We start from the raw sequence: 14,413 nt of genomic DNA, 5'->3' as shown, positions 1-14,413 counted from the left end.
TCAAACGGAGGGGCAAATGCTTGATCCACCAAGTTGTATATGGCAGGCGACTTCTGAGCAGTCGCCACAATCGTTTCCGTGTTCCATTTTCAAACCGATCTTAACTTTGATGTTAGCCCAACGGTGTTAAGAGGTGATCGGCTAACATCGCTACCAGCACAGATGCGTTCAACGAAACGATGATCGCAAATTCCGAACGCCGCAAGGCCGCCCGAGTGCCGCCTTGCCGTTCTGCCTTGCTAGGCAAACAAGGATCACAAACGACGAACTGAATCCAGTGTTGGTCTGCCAATCTTTAAATTTTCTAGAAGCCTCGCTGTGACTCAGCGAGGCTTTTTTGTTTGTCGTGTTTGAACCTCGTGATTGCACCGCCACTGGTTTCCCAAAGAGGCAATGTGCCAGATCGGACAATGCGGTGGCTACGCCGTTTCGATCAATTCTCTCTTGCTTTCAGTCAGCGATTCAATCTCAGATTCAACCGACTCCAAGCGACGCTGGCACTTGCGAATCGCTGCTTTCACACGAGAGATTGTCGTGGAGCATTCTGTTTTTGCTTTATTGATTTTTGATTGCACGATCCAATCGGCAATCAAACCATCGAAGAAGTAGTCAGCAAATTTTGAGAATCCATCAATCTCTAATGACACCTGAAGACGTTCATCAGCATCCGCAAGTTCTTCTTCAAATCGCAGCAGTTTTCGTTGAGCAATTCTGGCTTGATTCTTGGCAGCATCCATTCTTGAGTGCTTTGCCATCGTTGTGAGCATTCCGCCGCCGAACATGTCCAGCGTTCCCCAGTTGGCTGCTGAAGCGAGTGTGCTTTGGATTTCATTAACGGACCTGAGTGCGGATTGACCAGCGACAGCGGCTTCATCAAGTTCTTTTTGATCTGCCGTCAAATCAGCGATCTGCTGCGTAAGCTCAATGAGCTTCCTCGCCACGTCGCTCTCGTTCGTAGTGAGATATTCCGCTTTTTCGGCTAGAACTCGTTGGTACCTAGAGTCGGCATCTCCCAGATTCGAGCGTGCTTCTTGCAATCGCTTCACATCGTCGCTAAGGTCTTCAACTGTGCCTGCGACTTGATCGTACTTCAGTTTCGCTGCGACAAGCTCTTGCCGCTCCTTTTCGAGCCTCTGCTCCTTGCTTCCAAGCATGGCATAAAACAATCCGGTGACGCTCAGCCCTTCCAACGCATCGACATCGGCCTGTTCTTTCGTAAGGATATCTTTGAGTTGTTCTCGCTTCCTTCTTGATTCGGCAAGTGAGTGCTGGGCTGAACGCAACATCGAATCAAGTTTGTCTTTCTGACGGAGGTTCGCTTTCGCTATCGCAAGCCGCTCGTTGAAATCGTTTAACATCAGGCTTTCTTTCGATCAAAATACATGTCCATGGCTTCGCAACCTTAAGACAAAACAACATTGACGAATTGGTTCCATCTGATCAGGCTCAAAATGTCTGACGGCAGGGCGATCTTAAACGTGATTTTTTTGTAATTGGTGTTGTCCTAGTCCGATGAATCACTCAAAGTGTAGTGCGAATTGACGGCGGCTTGTCCCGTATAGTTCGGTCCTGCTTTATCATCGGCACCGAGGTACGAAAGTGGGAAAGGTTCATCACACCAACCTTTGCAACTCAGAAGATGTGTGCGAGATGAATATTCCATCCCACTACGCCGAATAGCGGCTGTAATTTGATTGGCAGGTCCACTATCGCCGAGCCACAAGTTGTCAGCATCCAGGTTTCCAACAAATTTTCCTTGCTGAGACAACCACGTTCTTGCCCGAGCAACAAGCTTAAGCTTGTCGCCAATGTAATGCAGTCCATGGACACAGGTGATCAGATCGAACTTTCCATTTGGCACCCACTCCGTCAGCGAGGCTTCCACTAACTCAAGGCAATTCGAGCTTGAAGGTAGAAACATGCCGACCAGATCGACGCCAATAATCTCGATTGGCAAGTTTTCCGTGTCCACGATTGCAGCAGCATCGATGAGAGCCTTGCCCGATCCACAACAGAGATCCAGCCAATTTGCTTTCCCTTGTTTGGCAACGATGGTTCCCAGGAAGTCGAGTGGGTTGAAACGAAGGTCTTTCTCGTAACCATTCGTCCCGAGCAAGTTTCTCTCTCGGTTCATTTTGCAATTGGCAACGACCGAGGATTGTTCGAGTTCTTTATCTGCGACAAGTTTCATCAATCTATTCAAGCTATTTCGGATGCAGCAGTGCCTATGCAATTTCTTGCACACGATCCATTGTAATGCCTTTTCGTTGGTCAACAGCCAGTGTGTAATCTGTTGGTTCAAGTTCGACCAATGGTCGCTGACTAATAGGTCGGGTGTGAACATGACTTTTTAGCAGAAGAGTATCTGGGTAAAGCGGCAAGATCGTACAAAGCCATCCAAAAAACGGAGGCTCCGACTCTCGCCCAGGGATTCCCAGATTTCACCCATGCGATGAAAACTCTTAAAGCTGATTGAAGTCCAAACGCCCCAAACGAACGGGCGTGGGCTATCGAGTACGGGTATTTCCAAGCAACCTCGAATGAAGAATTCATTCTCGTCGATCACGCAAAAGTCAGGTGTCAGTTCACACCGAGCATCTCGTTCACTTTTCGGGATGGAGTCGTATGCCGCTGGCGTTTCCGCTCCAAAGTCCATCGGAAGATGATCGTGATACATCCCACAACTGGCACAGTGAAAACCAAGATCTGGTTTATCGATCTCGTTGCTCACGAATCAACCCTCCGCAAGAAACTCTCGACAGCGTCCAAGTATTCGACATGATTCCTTCCAAAGATCGTGTTGTGATTGCCGACTGGAAATCGCAGAAGTTGCTTTTGCCTAGAACCAGCCCATTTGTAGTTTCGCTCGGCGTGGGAGATGTCGATCAACCCATCGTTCTCGGTGTGCATCACAAGCAACGGATTCTTATACCCCGCCATCTTCTTTTTGTGGTTGAAATGTTTCTTGGTTTCGGCACGGAGTTCATCATCGGAAAAATTTGCCGATGAAAGGTCAGCATTGACCAGAAAACGTTCATACGGATCGGCAATGCCGCTTTCCAAAATCAGTCCCGCTATTGTCGGTTGGCGGAAAGCAAGTTCAATGGCGTAGAGTGAACCAATTGATCGACCAAAGACAATCGCTTTGTCTGGAGCAATGCCAGCTTGTTTGATCGCCGCTTCGCCGTCACCCAGCATGGCGACCAACTTAGCATCGCCAGTGGAGCGTCCGTACTCCCGATACTCAACAAACAGTGAGTTCAGACCAAACTCAGCGAACATGTCTGCCATGAATGGAACGTAACGGTACTGGCCAGCCTGCTGGAACCCAACCGTTGGGAATTGTTTGAAGCTGTAGCTTGTATCAACGACCGTCGCAAAACCGATGCGACTTTGTTGATCGATGATCTGCGTGACAGCTTGATGATGGACGAGTTCGCTCTGGCTGGCGGTCTTCCGGCAAAGTTGTCGGATGCCGAAGGTCGAGCCGTGAAATTGTTACGACCACCCAAGGTTGACCCCGGTCCTGCTCCGATCCCCGATCCTCCTCCCACGAAGCCCGGCTGGAAACGACTCGATTCAGGATCAACCGAACGCATGTCGGGAAGCGACCTGTCGGCATTGACGGAGAAGCTGGCTGGCAAGCTGGGTGAGAATCCCAACCGACGGGTCACGATCCAATGGACTTTGGAAGAGGAATCTGAATGAATTTAGAGCAGCTTCGAGCAAAACTTGTTGAACTGCGAGACTTACCCGCCGAGACAGAGTGGGCAGAGTTCAAGCACAACTATTCCGACCCGCAGATGATTGGAGAATACCTGTCTGCGATCTCGAATGTTGCTGCGCTTGAAAGTCAGGCTTTTGGCTACATCGTTTGGGGCATCGAAGACGGAACGCACAACATCGTTGGCACAAGCTTCAAACCTCGCCAGCAAAAAGGGCAAGGCAACGAAGACTTGGAACCTTGGCTGAACAAGCGACTGGCTCCCAAAATCAACTTTCGCATCTTTGAATTCGATTCGGAAGACGGACTGCCGATGGTGATGTTCGAGGTACAGGCTGCGAACACCGCCCCGGTTGCTTTTTCGGGGCGCCGTTACGTGCGAGTCGGCAGCCACAAGAAACCTTTGGCCGAGCACCCGGAGAAAGAACGAAAGTTGTGGGAAATCGTGTCTGGGCCAGTTATCGACTGGTCCGCCGAGATTTGCGAAACCGCGAAGATCGATAATCTGGATCCGAATGCGATTCAACGTGCTCGTAGCGAGTACGCCGATCGATTTGAGGGTGATCCAAAAAAGTCGCATCTCGCCAAGGAGGTTTGGGAGTGGGACGATGTTAAACGTGTCATTCCGGCTGACAGCGTCATTGTGCCATGGACGGAAACGATTCACTACAAACGCAAACAGCATGGGTATCACGGTGGAGCGACTCCACAGGAAATGGTGTGCCCACTGGTCCTGCTCACCGATAGAAGCAGCGACTATTCCAACTTGAAACAGTGCGCCTACCCGTTTCCCGACTGGTGGTCGCCAGCCCCCGTGGCATCGCCTGTGGAACTAGAACCCGTCGTTCATGTGGCTGTGCCTGCTGGCCCGCCAACACTGTTCGATAATTTGGAGCCGGATGAACCATCAGCAAAGGAAGCGACAAAACCTGCCCCAGTTGAAGTGTTGCCAGCCAGTGCGGACTGGATTGATCGGCTGCTGGCGTCTCAGGCATACAAGGATCAGAAATCCAAGATCAAGAGACACCCGCCACAGGATTCAGTCATCCGTCAGGTTCTTGAAACACTGAATGCGGCGGGAGGTTTCCTGACTCCCGGTGCCTTTATCAAAGAAACCAGTATGCCTGCGGCAAGGCTTGATCAGGTGATTGCCAACATCCGGCGAGTCCTGAATGTGGATGGATACGAGATCCTCGTGATTGATCGCACGGAAAACAAAGTGGAATTGAATATCGCCAAGTTAAAACGACAGTTTGATGTTGAGTAATTATGGAAGTTAGCCCCGAAAAACGACGAGAGATCATTTCCGCTCTGAGGAAGGGTACGGTTCCACAGCGTGGACTGGACTTTCTGGCAGTCGGCCTAAGTCCATTTGAGGAGACCATTAAGTCTGAACTCAACGACGTGGCTGAGGGCGGGGCAATCTTCAAAGCGGTTCGTGGCGAGTACGGTTGCGGCAAAACATTCTTTGGGCGTTGGGTTCAGGAACAAGCAAAGCTGAACGGTTTCGCCACCGCCGAGGTGCAAATCAGCGAAACAGAAACGCCGTTACACAAACTGGAGACTGTTTATCGCCGAGCCATGGAACAACTTTCGACGGCGGACTGCTTCTTGGGAGCCTTCCGCTCGGTCATCGATGGTTGGTTCTACGGGCTGGAAGAAGACGTTCTGGCCGAAGGGACAATTGATCCCAATGATGTCGAAACGCTCGCCGAGAAGTCGGACGAGTTGCTTGAACAACGACTCGTTGAAATCACACGAGCGACTCCTCAGTTTTCCGCTGCACTACGATCCTATCGAGCCGCTCAGCGTGCCAATGATCACGCCACGGCAGAAGGACTAGCGGGATGGCTGGCAGGACAGCCGCATATCTCTGCTTCGGTCAAGCGAACAGCGGGAGTCAAAGGGGACGTAGATCACTTCGCAGCGTTGAGTTTCCTTCGTGGGTTGCTGCTGATCTTGAAGGACTCCGGGTATTCCGGGTTGGTGTTGGTGCTGGATGAGATCGAGACGATTCAACGTGTTCGGTCTTCCCTGTGATGTCACAAATGTTGGATGAGTCTTGGGAAGGAATTTCGGTTCTCTACGTCAGCCCAATCAAGGCGTTGCTGAACAATCAAGAACAGCGACTTCACAAATACATGCAGTTGGTCGGACGCCGAGCCGCCTTGTGGCATGGCGACACTCCACAAGGTGAGCGAAAGCGAATACTGTCCGAACCACCGGACCTGTTGCTTACCACACCGGAATCTCTGGAGGTCATGCTGGTTTCGTCCAAGATCGACCACCACCGCTTCTTCAAGAACATCAAGGTGGTGGTCATCGATGAGGTTCACGCATTCGCTGGTGACGACCGAGGCTGGCACTTGCTATCGGTGTTTACCCGAATCGCCAAGCTTGCCAAACACGATCTTCAAAGGATCGGATTGTCTGCAACGGTGGGCAATCCCGATGAGATGTTGTCTTGGCTGTCTTCCGGGTCGCAGCGCCCACAAAAGGTTGTCTGGCCGAGAGGTAGCAGTGATGAGCAACCTGATGTTCAACTGGACTTCGTCGGTTCGCTGAGTAACGCCGCCAGAGTGATCAGCCTGTTGCATCAAGGCGAGAAGCGTCTCGTGTTCTGTGACAGCCGATCACGGGTGGAGCAGTTGGCCGTTTCCCTTCGCAGCTATGGGGTAGACACGTTTGTCTCACATAGTTCGGTTGGATTGGATGAGCGGCGGCAGGCAGAAGAAGCTTTTGCTCAACGCCAAAATTGCGTGATCGTGGCGACCAGTTCATTGGAACTTGGTCTCGATGTCGGAGACCTCGACCGAGTGATCCAAATCGATGCCCCCGGAAGCGTGTCCTCGTTTCTACAAAGAATGGGACGCACTGGCCGAAGATCAAATACGACTCGCAACTGTTTGTTCTTGGCGACGAATGACGAAGGACTTCTTCGTGCAGCGGCGTTAATTGAACTTTGGCGACGAGAGTATGTCGAGCCGGTCCAAGCTCCACCGTGCCCGTATCATATTTTGGCCCAACAACTGATGGCGTTAATCCTTCAGGAACGTGGAGTTGGAAGGTCGCAGTGGTTTTCTTGGGTCGCAGATGTTCCCGCATTTAGCCAGATGCCAGTGGAGAGAGTCGAAGCACTGCTCGAATACATGATCGCCAAGCTCATCCTGTGGGACGACAACGGAATCATCTCCTTTGCACCAGCAGGTGAGTCGATCTTTGGTCGCCAGAACTTCATGGACCTGCTTTCCGTGTTCACATCACCGCCGCTGTTTCGAGTGATGTCGGGACAAAAGGAACTCGGATTCGTCCACGAGTCCACTTTCTTTAAGAAGGACGACGATGACGGCCCACCGATACTCGCACTCGCTGGCCGCAGTTGGAAGACAAAGCACTTGGACTGGAAACGAAAAATCGCTCACGTCGAACCGACCGACCAGAGAGGCAAATCACGTTGGCTAGGAGAAGGTCAGATGCTCAGCCAAGCAGTATGCCAGAGAATCCGACGAATCCTCAGCAGTGACGACAACGATCCGTCATGGTCAAACCGAACCGCCACACAGTTTGCCGAGATCCGAGAAGAGTTTCCTTCGATATCGGCGGAATCAACTTCCGTCGTCCTCCAGCCCAATGGCGAACTCCGCTGGTGGACCTTCGCTGGTGGCATCGCCAACACGCTGCTCGCTGACGCACTGAAACCGCACTGTGATGTAAAGGGAGACAACCTCTCGCTGATATTCCCCAAAGCAACATCACTCAACGAGATCGCCGCCCTGATCGACGAAATCGAACCGGACAACGTAACACCAATCCCCAACATCCAAGCCATGGAGAACCTGAAGTTCTCCGAATGCCTTTCCGACGAACGCTCAGCCGAAGTTTTTACGTCGAGGTTCAATGACCGGAAGGCAGTTGAACAAGCATTGCAAGAACTAAGGCGAGTGATTGTTCAGGGCTAAAAAAATACAAATTGGAATATGACAGGAAAAACGAAGCATGAACTTGGACTTACTTTCCTACGATCAGGTTTTGACCGAACTAGGTCCTAGCCGGGCTCACCTTCTGTTGGGGAATGGATTCAGTGTGGCCTGCGAGTCATGCTTCGCCTACGGCAGCCTGTTTGAACATGCCAAGGCAAACGGCCTTCCAGATTCTTGCCTGTCGGTTTTCGACAGGCTGGGGACGAACAACTTTGAGGGCGTGATGCGACTTCTGGAAGACGCAGATTGGGTCGCTCAACACTATGGACTGATCGATGGAGCTACGCCGAGTGCGATGCTCACGGACTTGGACGCAGTAAAGAAAGCATTGGTAGATGCAATTGCCAAGACTCACCCTGACCATGCGCATGATATTTCTGGGAAGAAAAAGGACACATGCGTTCAGTTCTTGGGACCATACCACAACATTTTTTGCACCAACTATGACCTGCTGCTTTATTGGGTCGAAATGCACGGCCATGATCGGCTCGGAGGACGAGACGGCTTCGATTACGACATAGATGACCCTGATGCTCCATACGTCGTGTTCAGCGAACATGTTGGCGGTGACAAAGGGATATTTTTCATCCACGGAGCATTGCACCTTTATTCAGTGGGCGGGCAAGTGAGAAAGCATAGCTGGGTTAGAACCGGCAAGCACTTACTTGAAGGAATTCGAGAAGCACTTGATGTGGGCCAGTACCCTTTGTTCGTGGCTGAAGGAACTGCTGAGAAAAAGCTGATACAGATTCAGAACAGCGGTTATTTGTCGTACTGCTTGGGGAAGCTTGAACGAATTGAAAATTGTCTCGTCACACTTGGCCTATCTTTCGGGGAGAGTGATCAACACATCGCAAATGTCCTTGCTCAAAATCGCAAACTGAAAAGAGCTTACATTGGGCTTTTTGGTGATCCCGAAAGTCCAAGCAACCTTGACACTCGAAAGCACGTTGCGGCAATGCTCGAAAAACGAAAGACGCTGTTAGAAGCCAAACGTGTGCGAAACGAACTTGAGATTAAATACTACGACGTATCTACGGCAGTCGTGTGGGATGCCCCAGACGGGTCAGGAAAGAGCCTGACGTTTTGACATTAGGCAAGTAACGGAGAGGCAAAATAATTGTGTCAGGAATCGGATGGGTCGATTTTTCGTCAGAGCACCGTGATAAGGTCAAGTCGGTTATCGACTTGCTCTCCACTCCCGGTTTTGTCGATGAACTTGGTAATGGCGTCATCCGTTGTAGTTTTTCTTAACCGCTGTTCGGCGATATTGTAACCACCTAAAGACGGGGAAGGCACTTATTGACCGTCAACAACACCGAATCGACGGCAAGAATGACTTATAGAATCCTGAAATGACACCAGTAACATCCGAACAAATCGACGCCATTCTCCCATGCCTTGAACGGTTTGAAGCCGATGGATTTGTTGCTGGCGAATGGAAAGGTGGACCTGGGCAGTTTCCGTGGTTTCAGTTTGCTGATGTGGTCAATGAGTTTTATCAAGCACTTTATCGTCAGAACTGGGTTTCGCCCGAGTTCGACTGGACCGAATGGCAAGAGTCGGCTGTGCAGTTCGTGGATGAACCATCAATAATCGACACAGCGGATGCTCAGACAATCCGAAAGCTATTTACGACTCACGTTCGCAAAGATCGTTTCTGTGAGGGCCATCTTGCTGACATGTTTGAGAATGGGCATGTCGTGTTGCTCTTGCGACGTTTGAAGACGATCCGAACCGAAATCGAGGGAGTTTGACAATCATGACGACGATATTGTTGGTAATAGCAGCTATCTGCTTTTTTGCGGGAGCCATCATTTGCTACCTGGCGTCTGGTCATGAACACTGGAAGTCGGCTTTCGTTTTTTGGGGCTTGGCGTTCTTGGCTTTCGCCGGTGGAACCTACCTCACCGGACATGCTCCATATATTGCGATTCTCAGCGTTGGGTTGCTAGTTCTTTTATTGGTCGTGAACTTCTTCTGGACTCTGCCCAAACGTGCCCGATCAACCGGATTGAGCATCGGTGTCTTAACCCTCGCTGGGGCATTTCTCGTCGCATTTCTTGGGATTTATGCACGCCCATCGAAAGTCGAGACCGACATCGAGGATCGGACGGATTGGGAACCAACTCCAGTCGTCGAGCGAACGCCCCAAGAGTTGTTAGCGCTCGACTGGTCAACGACAGACGAAAGCAGTGATTGGCCGGTGGCAAATCTAACGCTTCAACTAAGCGACATTGCATACAAGTCTCCGGTTGACGCTCGCAAATTGATCAGTGAACTTGGATTCCCGGAATCAGAGTCGATCAATGCTGGGGCAATGCAGGGTTATGTCATTGACGCCGGTGACGATGCAATTGTCGCACTCCGGGGAACCGAAAGTCACGAGTACGATCTATTGCAAGACCTCCGATTCTTAAAGGTCAGAACAGAACAGGGCTCAATGCACGGCGGCTTCGTCAATGGTTACGATCCCATGCACGACCAAGTGTTACAACTTTTGGAACAATACAAGTCAAAGCGAGTTTGGATTACGGGCCACAGCCTCGGTGGAGGATTGGCGGTAGTTTGTGCTTACCGGCTTTCTGAAAACGATGAGTACCCGATTGCTGGAGTCATGACTTTTGGCCAACCCAAGGCTGTGCGTGCGGACATTGCGGAATTCCTCAGGAAGAAGCTCGATGACAAGTATGTATTCTTTGTCAATCAGATGGACCCGATCACAAGGTTGATCAGTCCATACCAGCACTTCGGACACATGGTTTGGTGGAATGGAACTGAGATCGAGCGATCCAAGCGGTTGCTCATGTACGGTGGCAACGGGCAAACCGAAACTAAAATCGATCCTTCCGAAAGTGGTTACATCGATCCCATGTCGGACGAAGAACTCGACAAGTTGATTCAGGACTTGGAGCAAGCAGGGCGACCAGCATACGACCAAGATGGCAATCTCGTCGTACAAGGAATATTCATTCAAGGGCAGGATCACTTTCTCGATTCATACCGAGAAATGGTTGAGCAACTAAGAACTCATCGATTCAAGTCAGATTAGATATGGACTCGATCTGTACGGAACAAACGCCCAATGAATCACACGGGCGAACGAATCACGACAACGATGCTACAAAATGGTTTCATGAAAGTAGACTTCCCCAAGTGTTTCAATGGTCGCATGGTTTTTCGACTGTTGGATAACTAGGAAGCCTGCGGTTCCAATAACACCCTCTTAAATCGATTACGCCAATGAATCTCTTGAAGGTCGCAATCTGGTCTTTGGTCATTGTGGGACTGACGCCTGCCATTCTGCTGGCGGTTTTGAACCTGACTTCGACGATTGCCCTGGCTCGTCATCTCAAGAACAACCCTGGGCAACAAGTTGACGAGGGGGATGTCACGTTGTCTCAAAGCTACATGGAATTCGGTAAACGGTGTCGCCTCGAAGTCACGACCTCCTACTGGCCTTCCATGACTTTGCTCCTAGGTGCAGGTGCGTTCGTGGTCGGGCTGCTGTACATGATCCCTCCCCAGACACAGCATTTGGAGGTTCAGGGATTTGATAAGATCGAGCACTATGTCGAACGAGTAGCGAACTCCCGGTCGCCTCACGCCTACCTAGTTGTTTCGTTAGCCGAAGACGAATACACGGCAGTTAGTGTTTCGGATGGCGATGAAGGCTACACCATCGAGTTCTACCTGACAAAGAAGGAGCAGGTCGTTCCAGTTCTCGCTTTCCTGTCCAAGCGAGAAATCGAGCCCACAGTTGACACCATAACCGAGGAAGGAACTGAATTTGAAACTCGCCACTTGTCATTTCCGGTTGACGGGACCACGGAAGAAGTGGCTGAGCTTTGCAGATCCGTATTTCTTGACGCTTACGGAGTTGAGAAGGATGCCGAATTGCTCTTCACGCTGGGTGAGTGAAGTTTCGATTGCGGCGGATTTTAAATTTCGTTGATATTCAAACGTCCTGTGGTGATTTGGCGTAACGCAATTGCAAATCCAAAGCTAAGGGATGAGCACCATTTCAGGGCCAACGCTGAGTTCGCCCTGACCATCTACCCTCTGAAGCGGTTCGTAGACAGAGACTTAGCACCCTAGTTTCAAAGTGCCAACTTCATCTCAGTTTTCTGATCAAACGAACTGGAAACTGAGAAATTTGGAATCTTGGAACGATCAGCGAATGTCCTTACGAAGTAGGCGGGTTCGCCAGATCGAATGCGATCACACAATTCTTGACGTGACTGGCTGAACTTCAGAAAGTTTGCAGAGCGGTTGGCCCTGCCTCAAGATCAATGCCTCTCGGTGCGAATCGAACTCGCATCATTCATTCATCTAACTTGAGGAGATCAACCATGGCAGATTTGAACATTCTTACAGAGGATGTCATTTCCTTATCCGAAGTGCGGAAGTGCTTGCCAAAGGTCGGAGGTCAGAAGCGTCCACACATCAGCACCATTTGGCGCTGGACGCTCCGTGGTGTCGGTGGTGTGAAGCTAGAGACTGTGAAAATTGGTTCTCGCATTCTAACGAGTAAGCAAGCCGTAACACGTTTCATTTCAGCGACTACCGAGAATCGCCGGTAGACCTGAGACGATGTTCTTTCACAACAAACTTGGAGACCGATATGGCTATTGATGTATTCAATGAAGAAGTTGTTTCCCTTTCCGAAGCCACAAAGCGCCTGCCGAAAGTCAGGAACGGCAAGAAGCTGCATCTATCGACGCTGTTTCGCTGGGCTCAAGCAGGCAAGATCGCCAACGATGGAATGAGAGTTCGCCTCGAAACCATCCAAGTCGGCGGAACCAAATGCACGAGCCTTGAAGCGATGCAAAGGTTCTTCGACAGACTGACCGGGAAAGTTGAAGTTGTCACGCCGCCATCCATCACACATCGTGAACAGCGGCGCAGGCACGAGCGGGCGATGAAGGAATTGGAGGAGATGGGTATTTAGTAAGTGCCTGTGCTAACCGTCTCGGCCCAACAAGGTCGAGACGGTCTTCATCAAAAATGGAATCACTCGCTTCGATATTCACAAAAATGATCTCGCAACCTCTGCAATGCCTCTTCGGGCAAATCCCGATCAAAAAATTGCCAGCCGTGCAACGTGCCAAGATCAACATTAGCGATCCGACTCAAATCTCCATTTGTCAAAGCCGGTACGTCCTTGCGTTCAACACCGATCTCTTTCAAAAGCAAAACGAACGGATCGTTGCGATCCGTTTCAATTGTCGCAGCGGAATTGCGATTTGTGCCGGTTGGCATACTATCGCTATGCTTCGGTAGCAAGTTGGTATTGTTGGAGGTCGCTGGATCACGAGAAATACAAAATTGCACCTGGAAACCGATAACCACTGGATTCTCGTTCGCTATACTTACTTGAATCGGTCCAGGTCAGTTTGAACAATCTGCCAAATTTCAAAAAGAGAAATTTCTTGTCCTCCATCAAGTTAGCAATTGTCGTGTTTTTCACTATGACTGTGATCACCTGGGCTTCTGAACCGGATGAGCTTCGGAACAAAGCTAGAGTTTTGCGCCAAGAAGCCGCCGAGCTTGCTGAACACGGTCACCAAGAAAAAGCTACAAATCTAAAGCGTAAAGCCATGGCAATGCTAGAAGAAGCTGGGCAGCTTGAGCATCATGATCCTGATCAGCATAGAGCCGAGATCGTGGAATTACAGAGACTACTTGAGAGACTCCATCAAGAGCAGAAGAAGCTCGAAGTAATTGTGGGGAAAGGAGAGCGGCTTGCTGATGTTCGACAACAGGCTGAACGAGTTGAGATGAAGCTTCGGGCAATTTCGGGTCAGCCCGTTCATAAAGAGTCTACACCCCAGGACAAAATTGCCCAACGTTTAGAACACATGCGGATTGCCATCGATCATTTACACCAAGCAGGACTGCATGATGTTGCCGATCAGGTTGTTGAACAAGCCGAAGCCACTGAACGGGAACTGCATGAACGCCAGAAGCTTCCTGGCGACGACGTGATGCACGACATCATGAAGCAACTTGATCAGATTCGAAATGAAGTTAGACGATTGCGTGGCGAAGTGAATGAACTTAAGGAGATGCGTTAATGGGGTTATTCGATGCTCTGTTCGGCAGTAAGAAACCAACAAACGTCGAGGTCACGCCTGATCGGATCTGGATGACCACGGATGCCAAGTTCACCGGCTTGCAAAAGGAGGCAGTGGAACGCTCAGAATCCGAAACTGTCGCCATTCTACTTGTTGCACATTTCCCAGATGTGTTGGCACGTCTCAACGAGTTCGCCAACAATTGGAAATCGGACGTGCCGTTGAAAGCGGTGCTTGCAAGTAGTCTAAATGCCGATCTCGCTGCCAGCCTAGGTTTCGATGAGTCGGCAATCATCGACGTTATCGTTGGCGAACGACACCCATTGCCTTCTGTTGATGATCGTCTCGAACAGTTCGCCGATGAGCTACCGTGCCGATGTCGGTTTTCTCATCACATCTCGCTGGATGATCCGATAATGGAGATTTTCGCTGGTGATAGCGTCAAGAATATCCTCAGCAAACTTGGTATGGCAGAGAACGAAGCCATCGAGAGCAAGATGGTGTCTCGTCGCATCAGGCAGGCACAACAGAAAATTGAAGGAAAGTCAACCGGAAGTTCCGATGCTGTGTCCGCAGCCCAATGGCTAAAGAAAAACTGCCCTGAATTGCAACAACGCACCTAGAACAGGAAC

The 14,413-nt window shown here is 50.4% G+C and carries 16 protein-coding genes and 1 pseudogene; 12 read left to right on the top strand and 5 right to left on the bottom strand.

Annotated features, from left to right (window positions below; translation table 11 throughout):
- Positions 1-419: 419 nt before the first annotated feature.
- The 4 genes and pseudogenes from Q31b_RS08145 to Q31b_RS08130 form a co-directional block, all read right to left on the bottom strand.
- Complete coding sequence (locus tag Q31b_RS08145) at positions 420-1,358, bottom strand: hypothetical protein (protein ID WP_146599169.1); 939 nt, start codon at positions 1,356-1,358, stop codon at positions 420-422.
- Positions 1,359-1,504: 146 nt separating this feature from the next.
- On the bottom strand, positions 1,505-2,191 hold the full coding sequence (locus Q31b_RS08140; RefSeq protein ID WP_146599168.1) for a class I SAM-dependent methyltransferase: 687 nt from the start codon (positions 2,189-2,191) through the stop codon (positions 1,505-1,507).
- A gap of 34 nt (positions 2,192-2,225) precedes the next feature.
- Positions 2,226-2,656 (bottom strand): annotated as a pseudogene (locus tag Q31b_RS28030) (DUF2199 domain-containing protein).
- Positions 2,657-2,727: 71 nt separating this feature from the next.
- Positions 2,728-3,291: an alpha/beta hydrolase gene (locus tag Q31b_RS08130; protein ID WP_146599167.1), complete on the bottom strand. Its 564-nt coding sequence runs from the start codon at positions 3,289-3,291 to the stop codon at positions 2,728-2,730.
- Between the two features lie 51 nt (positions 3,292-3,342).
- Here Q31b_RS08130 and Q31b_RS08125 point away from each other — a divergent pair, with 51 nt between their 5' ends.
- The 10 genes from Q31b_RS08125 (at position 3,343) to Q31b_RS08080 (ending at position 12,655) form a co-directional block, all read left to right on the top strand.
- Positions 3,343-3,708: a hypothetical protein gene (locus Q31b_RS08125; RefSeq protein ID WP_146599166.1), complete on the top strand. Its 366-nt coding sequence runs from the start codon at positions 3,343-3,345 to the stop codon at positions 3,706-3,708.
- Complete coding sequence (locus Q31b_RS08120) at positions 3,705-4,991, top strand: ATP-binding protein (RefSeq protein WP_146599165.1); 1,287 nt, start codon at positions 3,705-3,707, stop codon at positions 4,989-4,991. Before Q31b_RS08125 ends, Q31b_RS08120 begins: the two co-directional genes overlap by 4 nt.
- Positions 4,992-4,993: 2 nt before the next feature.
- Positions 4,994-5,764, top strand: coding sequence for a BREX system ATP-binding protein BrxD (brxD, locus tag Q31b_RS08115; RefSeq protein ID WP_197171153.1), 771 nt, complete (start codon positions 4,994-4,996; stop codon positions 5,762-5,764).
- Complete coding sequence (locus tag Q31b_RS08110; RefSeq protein WP_146599164.1) at positions 5,764-7,683, top strand: helicase-related protein; 1,920 nt, start codon at positions 5,764-5,766, stop codon at positions 7,681-7,683. Before brxD ends, Q31b_RS08110 begins: the two co-directional genes overlap by 1 nt.
- A 37-nt stretch (positions 7,684-7,720) precedes the next feature.
- Positions 7,721-8,794, top strand: coding sequence for a DUF4917 family protein (locus Q31b_RS08105; protein ID WP_146599163.1), 1,074 nt, complete (start codon positions 7,721-7,723; stop codon positions 8,792-8,794).
- Positions 8,795-9,059: 265 nt separating this feature from the next.
- Positions 9,060-9,461 carry a DUF6508 domain-containing protein gene (locus Q31b_RS08100; RefSeq protein WP_146599162.1) on the top strand — a complete coding sequence of 134 codons (402 nt, stop codon included), beginning with the start codon at positions 9,060-9,062 and terminating at the stop codon, positions 9,459-9,461.
- Between the two features lie 5 nt (positions 9,462-9,466).
- Positions 9,467-10,756 carry a lipase family protein gene (locus tag Q31b_RS08095; RefSeq protein WP_146599161.1) on the top strand — a complete coding sequence of 430 codons (1,290 nt, stop codon included), beginning with the start codon at positions 9,467-9,469 and terminating at the stop codon, positions 10,754-10,756.
- Between the two features lie 191 nt (positions 10,757-10,947).
- Entirely contained in the window at positions 10,948-11,625 is a 678-nt protein-coding gene (locus Q31b_RS08090; RefSeq protein WP_146599160.1) for a hypothetical protein, read from the top strand.
- Between the two features lie 431 nt (positions 11,626-12,056).
- Complete coding sequence (locus tag Q31b_RS08085) at positions 12,057-12,287, top strand: DUF1580 domain-containing protein (protein ID WP_146599159.1); 231 nt, start codon at positions 12,057-12,059, stop codon at positions 12,285-12,287.
- Between the two features lie 41 nt (positions 12,288-12,328).
- The gene (locus Q31b_RS08080; protein WP_146599158.1) at positions 12,329-12,655 is read left to right on the top strand and encodes a DUF1580 domain-containing protein; all 327 of its coding nucleotides are present in this window, start codon (positions 12,329-12,331) and stop codon (positions 12,653-12,655) included.
- Positions 12,656-12,717: 62 nt separating this feature from the next.
- On the opposite strand, the gene Q31b_RS08075 is transcribed toward Q31b_RS08080, so the two are convergent.
- Positions 12,718-13,056, bottom strand: coding sequence for a hypothetical protein (locus Q31b_RS08075; protein ID WP_146599157.1), 339 nt, complete (start codon positions 13,054-13,056; stop codon positions 12,718-12,720).
- Positions 13,057-13,136: 80 nt separating this feature from the next.
- On the opposite strand from Q31b_RS08075, the gene Q31b_RS08070 reads away from it, so the two are divergent.
- Both Q31b_RS08070 and Q31b_RS08065 read left to right on the top strand, forming a co-directional pair.
- A complete protein-coding gene (locus Q31b_RS08070; RefSeq protein ID WP_146599156.1) occupies positions 13,137-13,781 on the top strand; it encodes a hypothetical protein in 645 nt (214 codons plus the stop codon).
- Entirely contained in the window at positions 13,781-14,404 is a 624-nt protein-coding gene (locus Q31b_RS08065) for a preprotein translocase subunit SecA (protein WP_146599155.1), read from the top strand. Before Q31b_RS08070 ends, Q31b_RS08065 begins: the two co-directional genes overlap by 1 nt.
- Positions 14,405-14,413: the final 9 nt, after the last annotated feature.

This window comes from Novipirellula aureliae (assembly GCF_007860185.1).
GTDB classification, from domain to species: Bacteria; Planctomycetota; Planctomycetia; order Pirellulales; family Pirellulaceae; genus Novipirellula_A; species Novipirellula_A aureliae.
The sequence above is the reverse complement of the archived record's forward strand: the minus strand, read 5'-3'. Positions and strand labels throughout refer to the sequence as shown.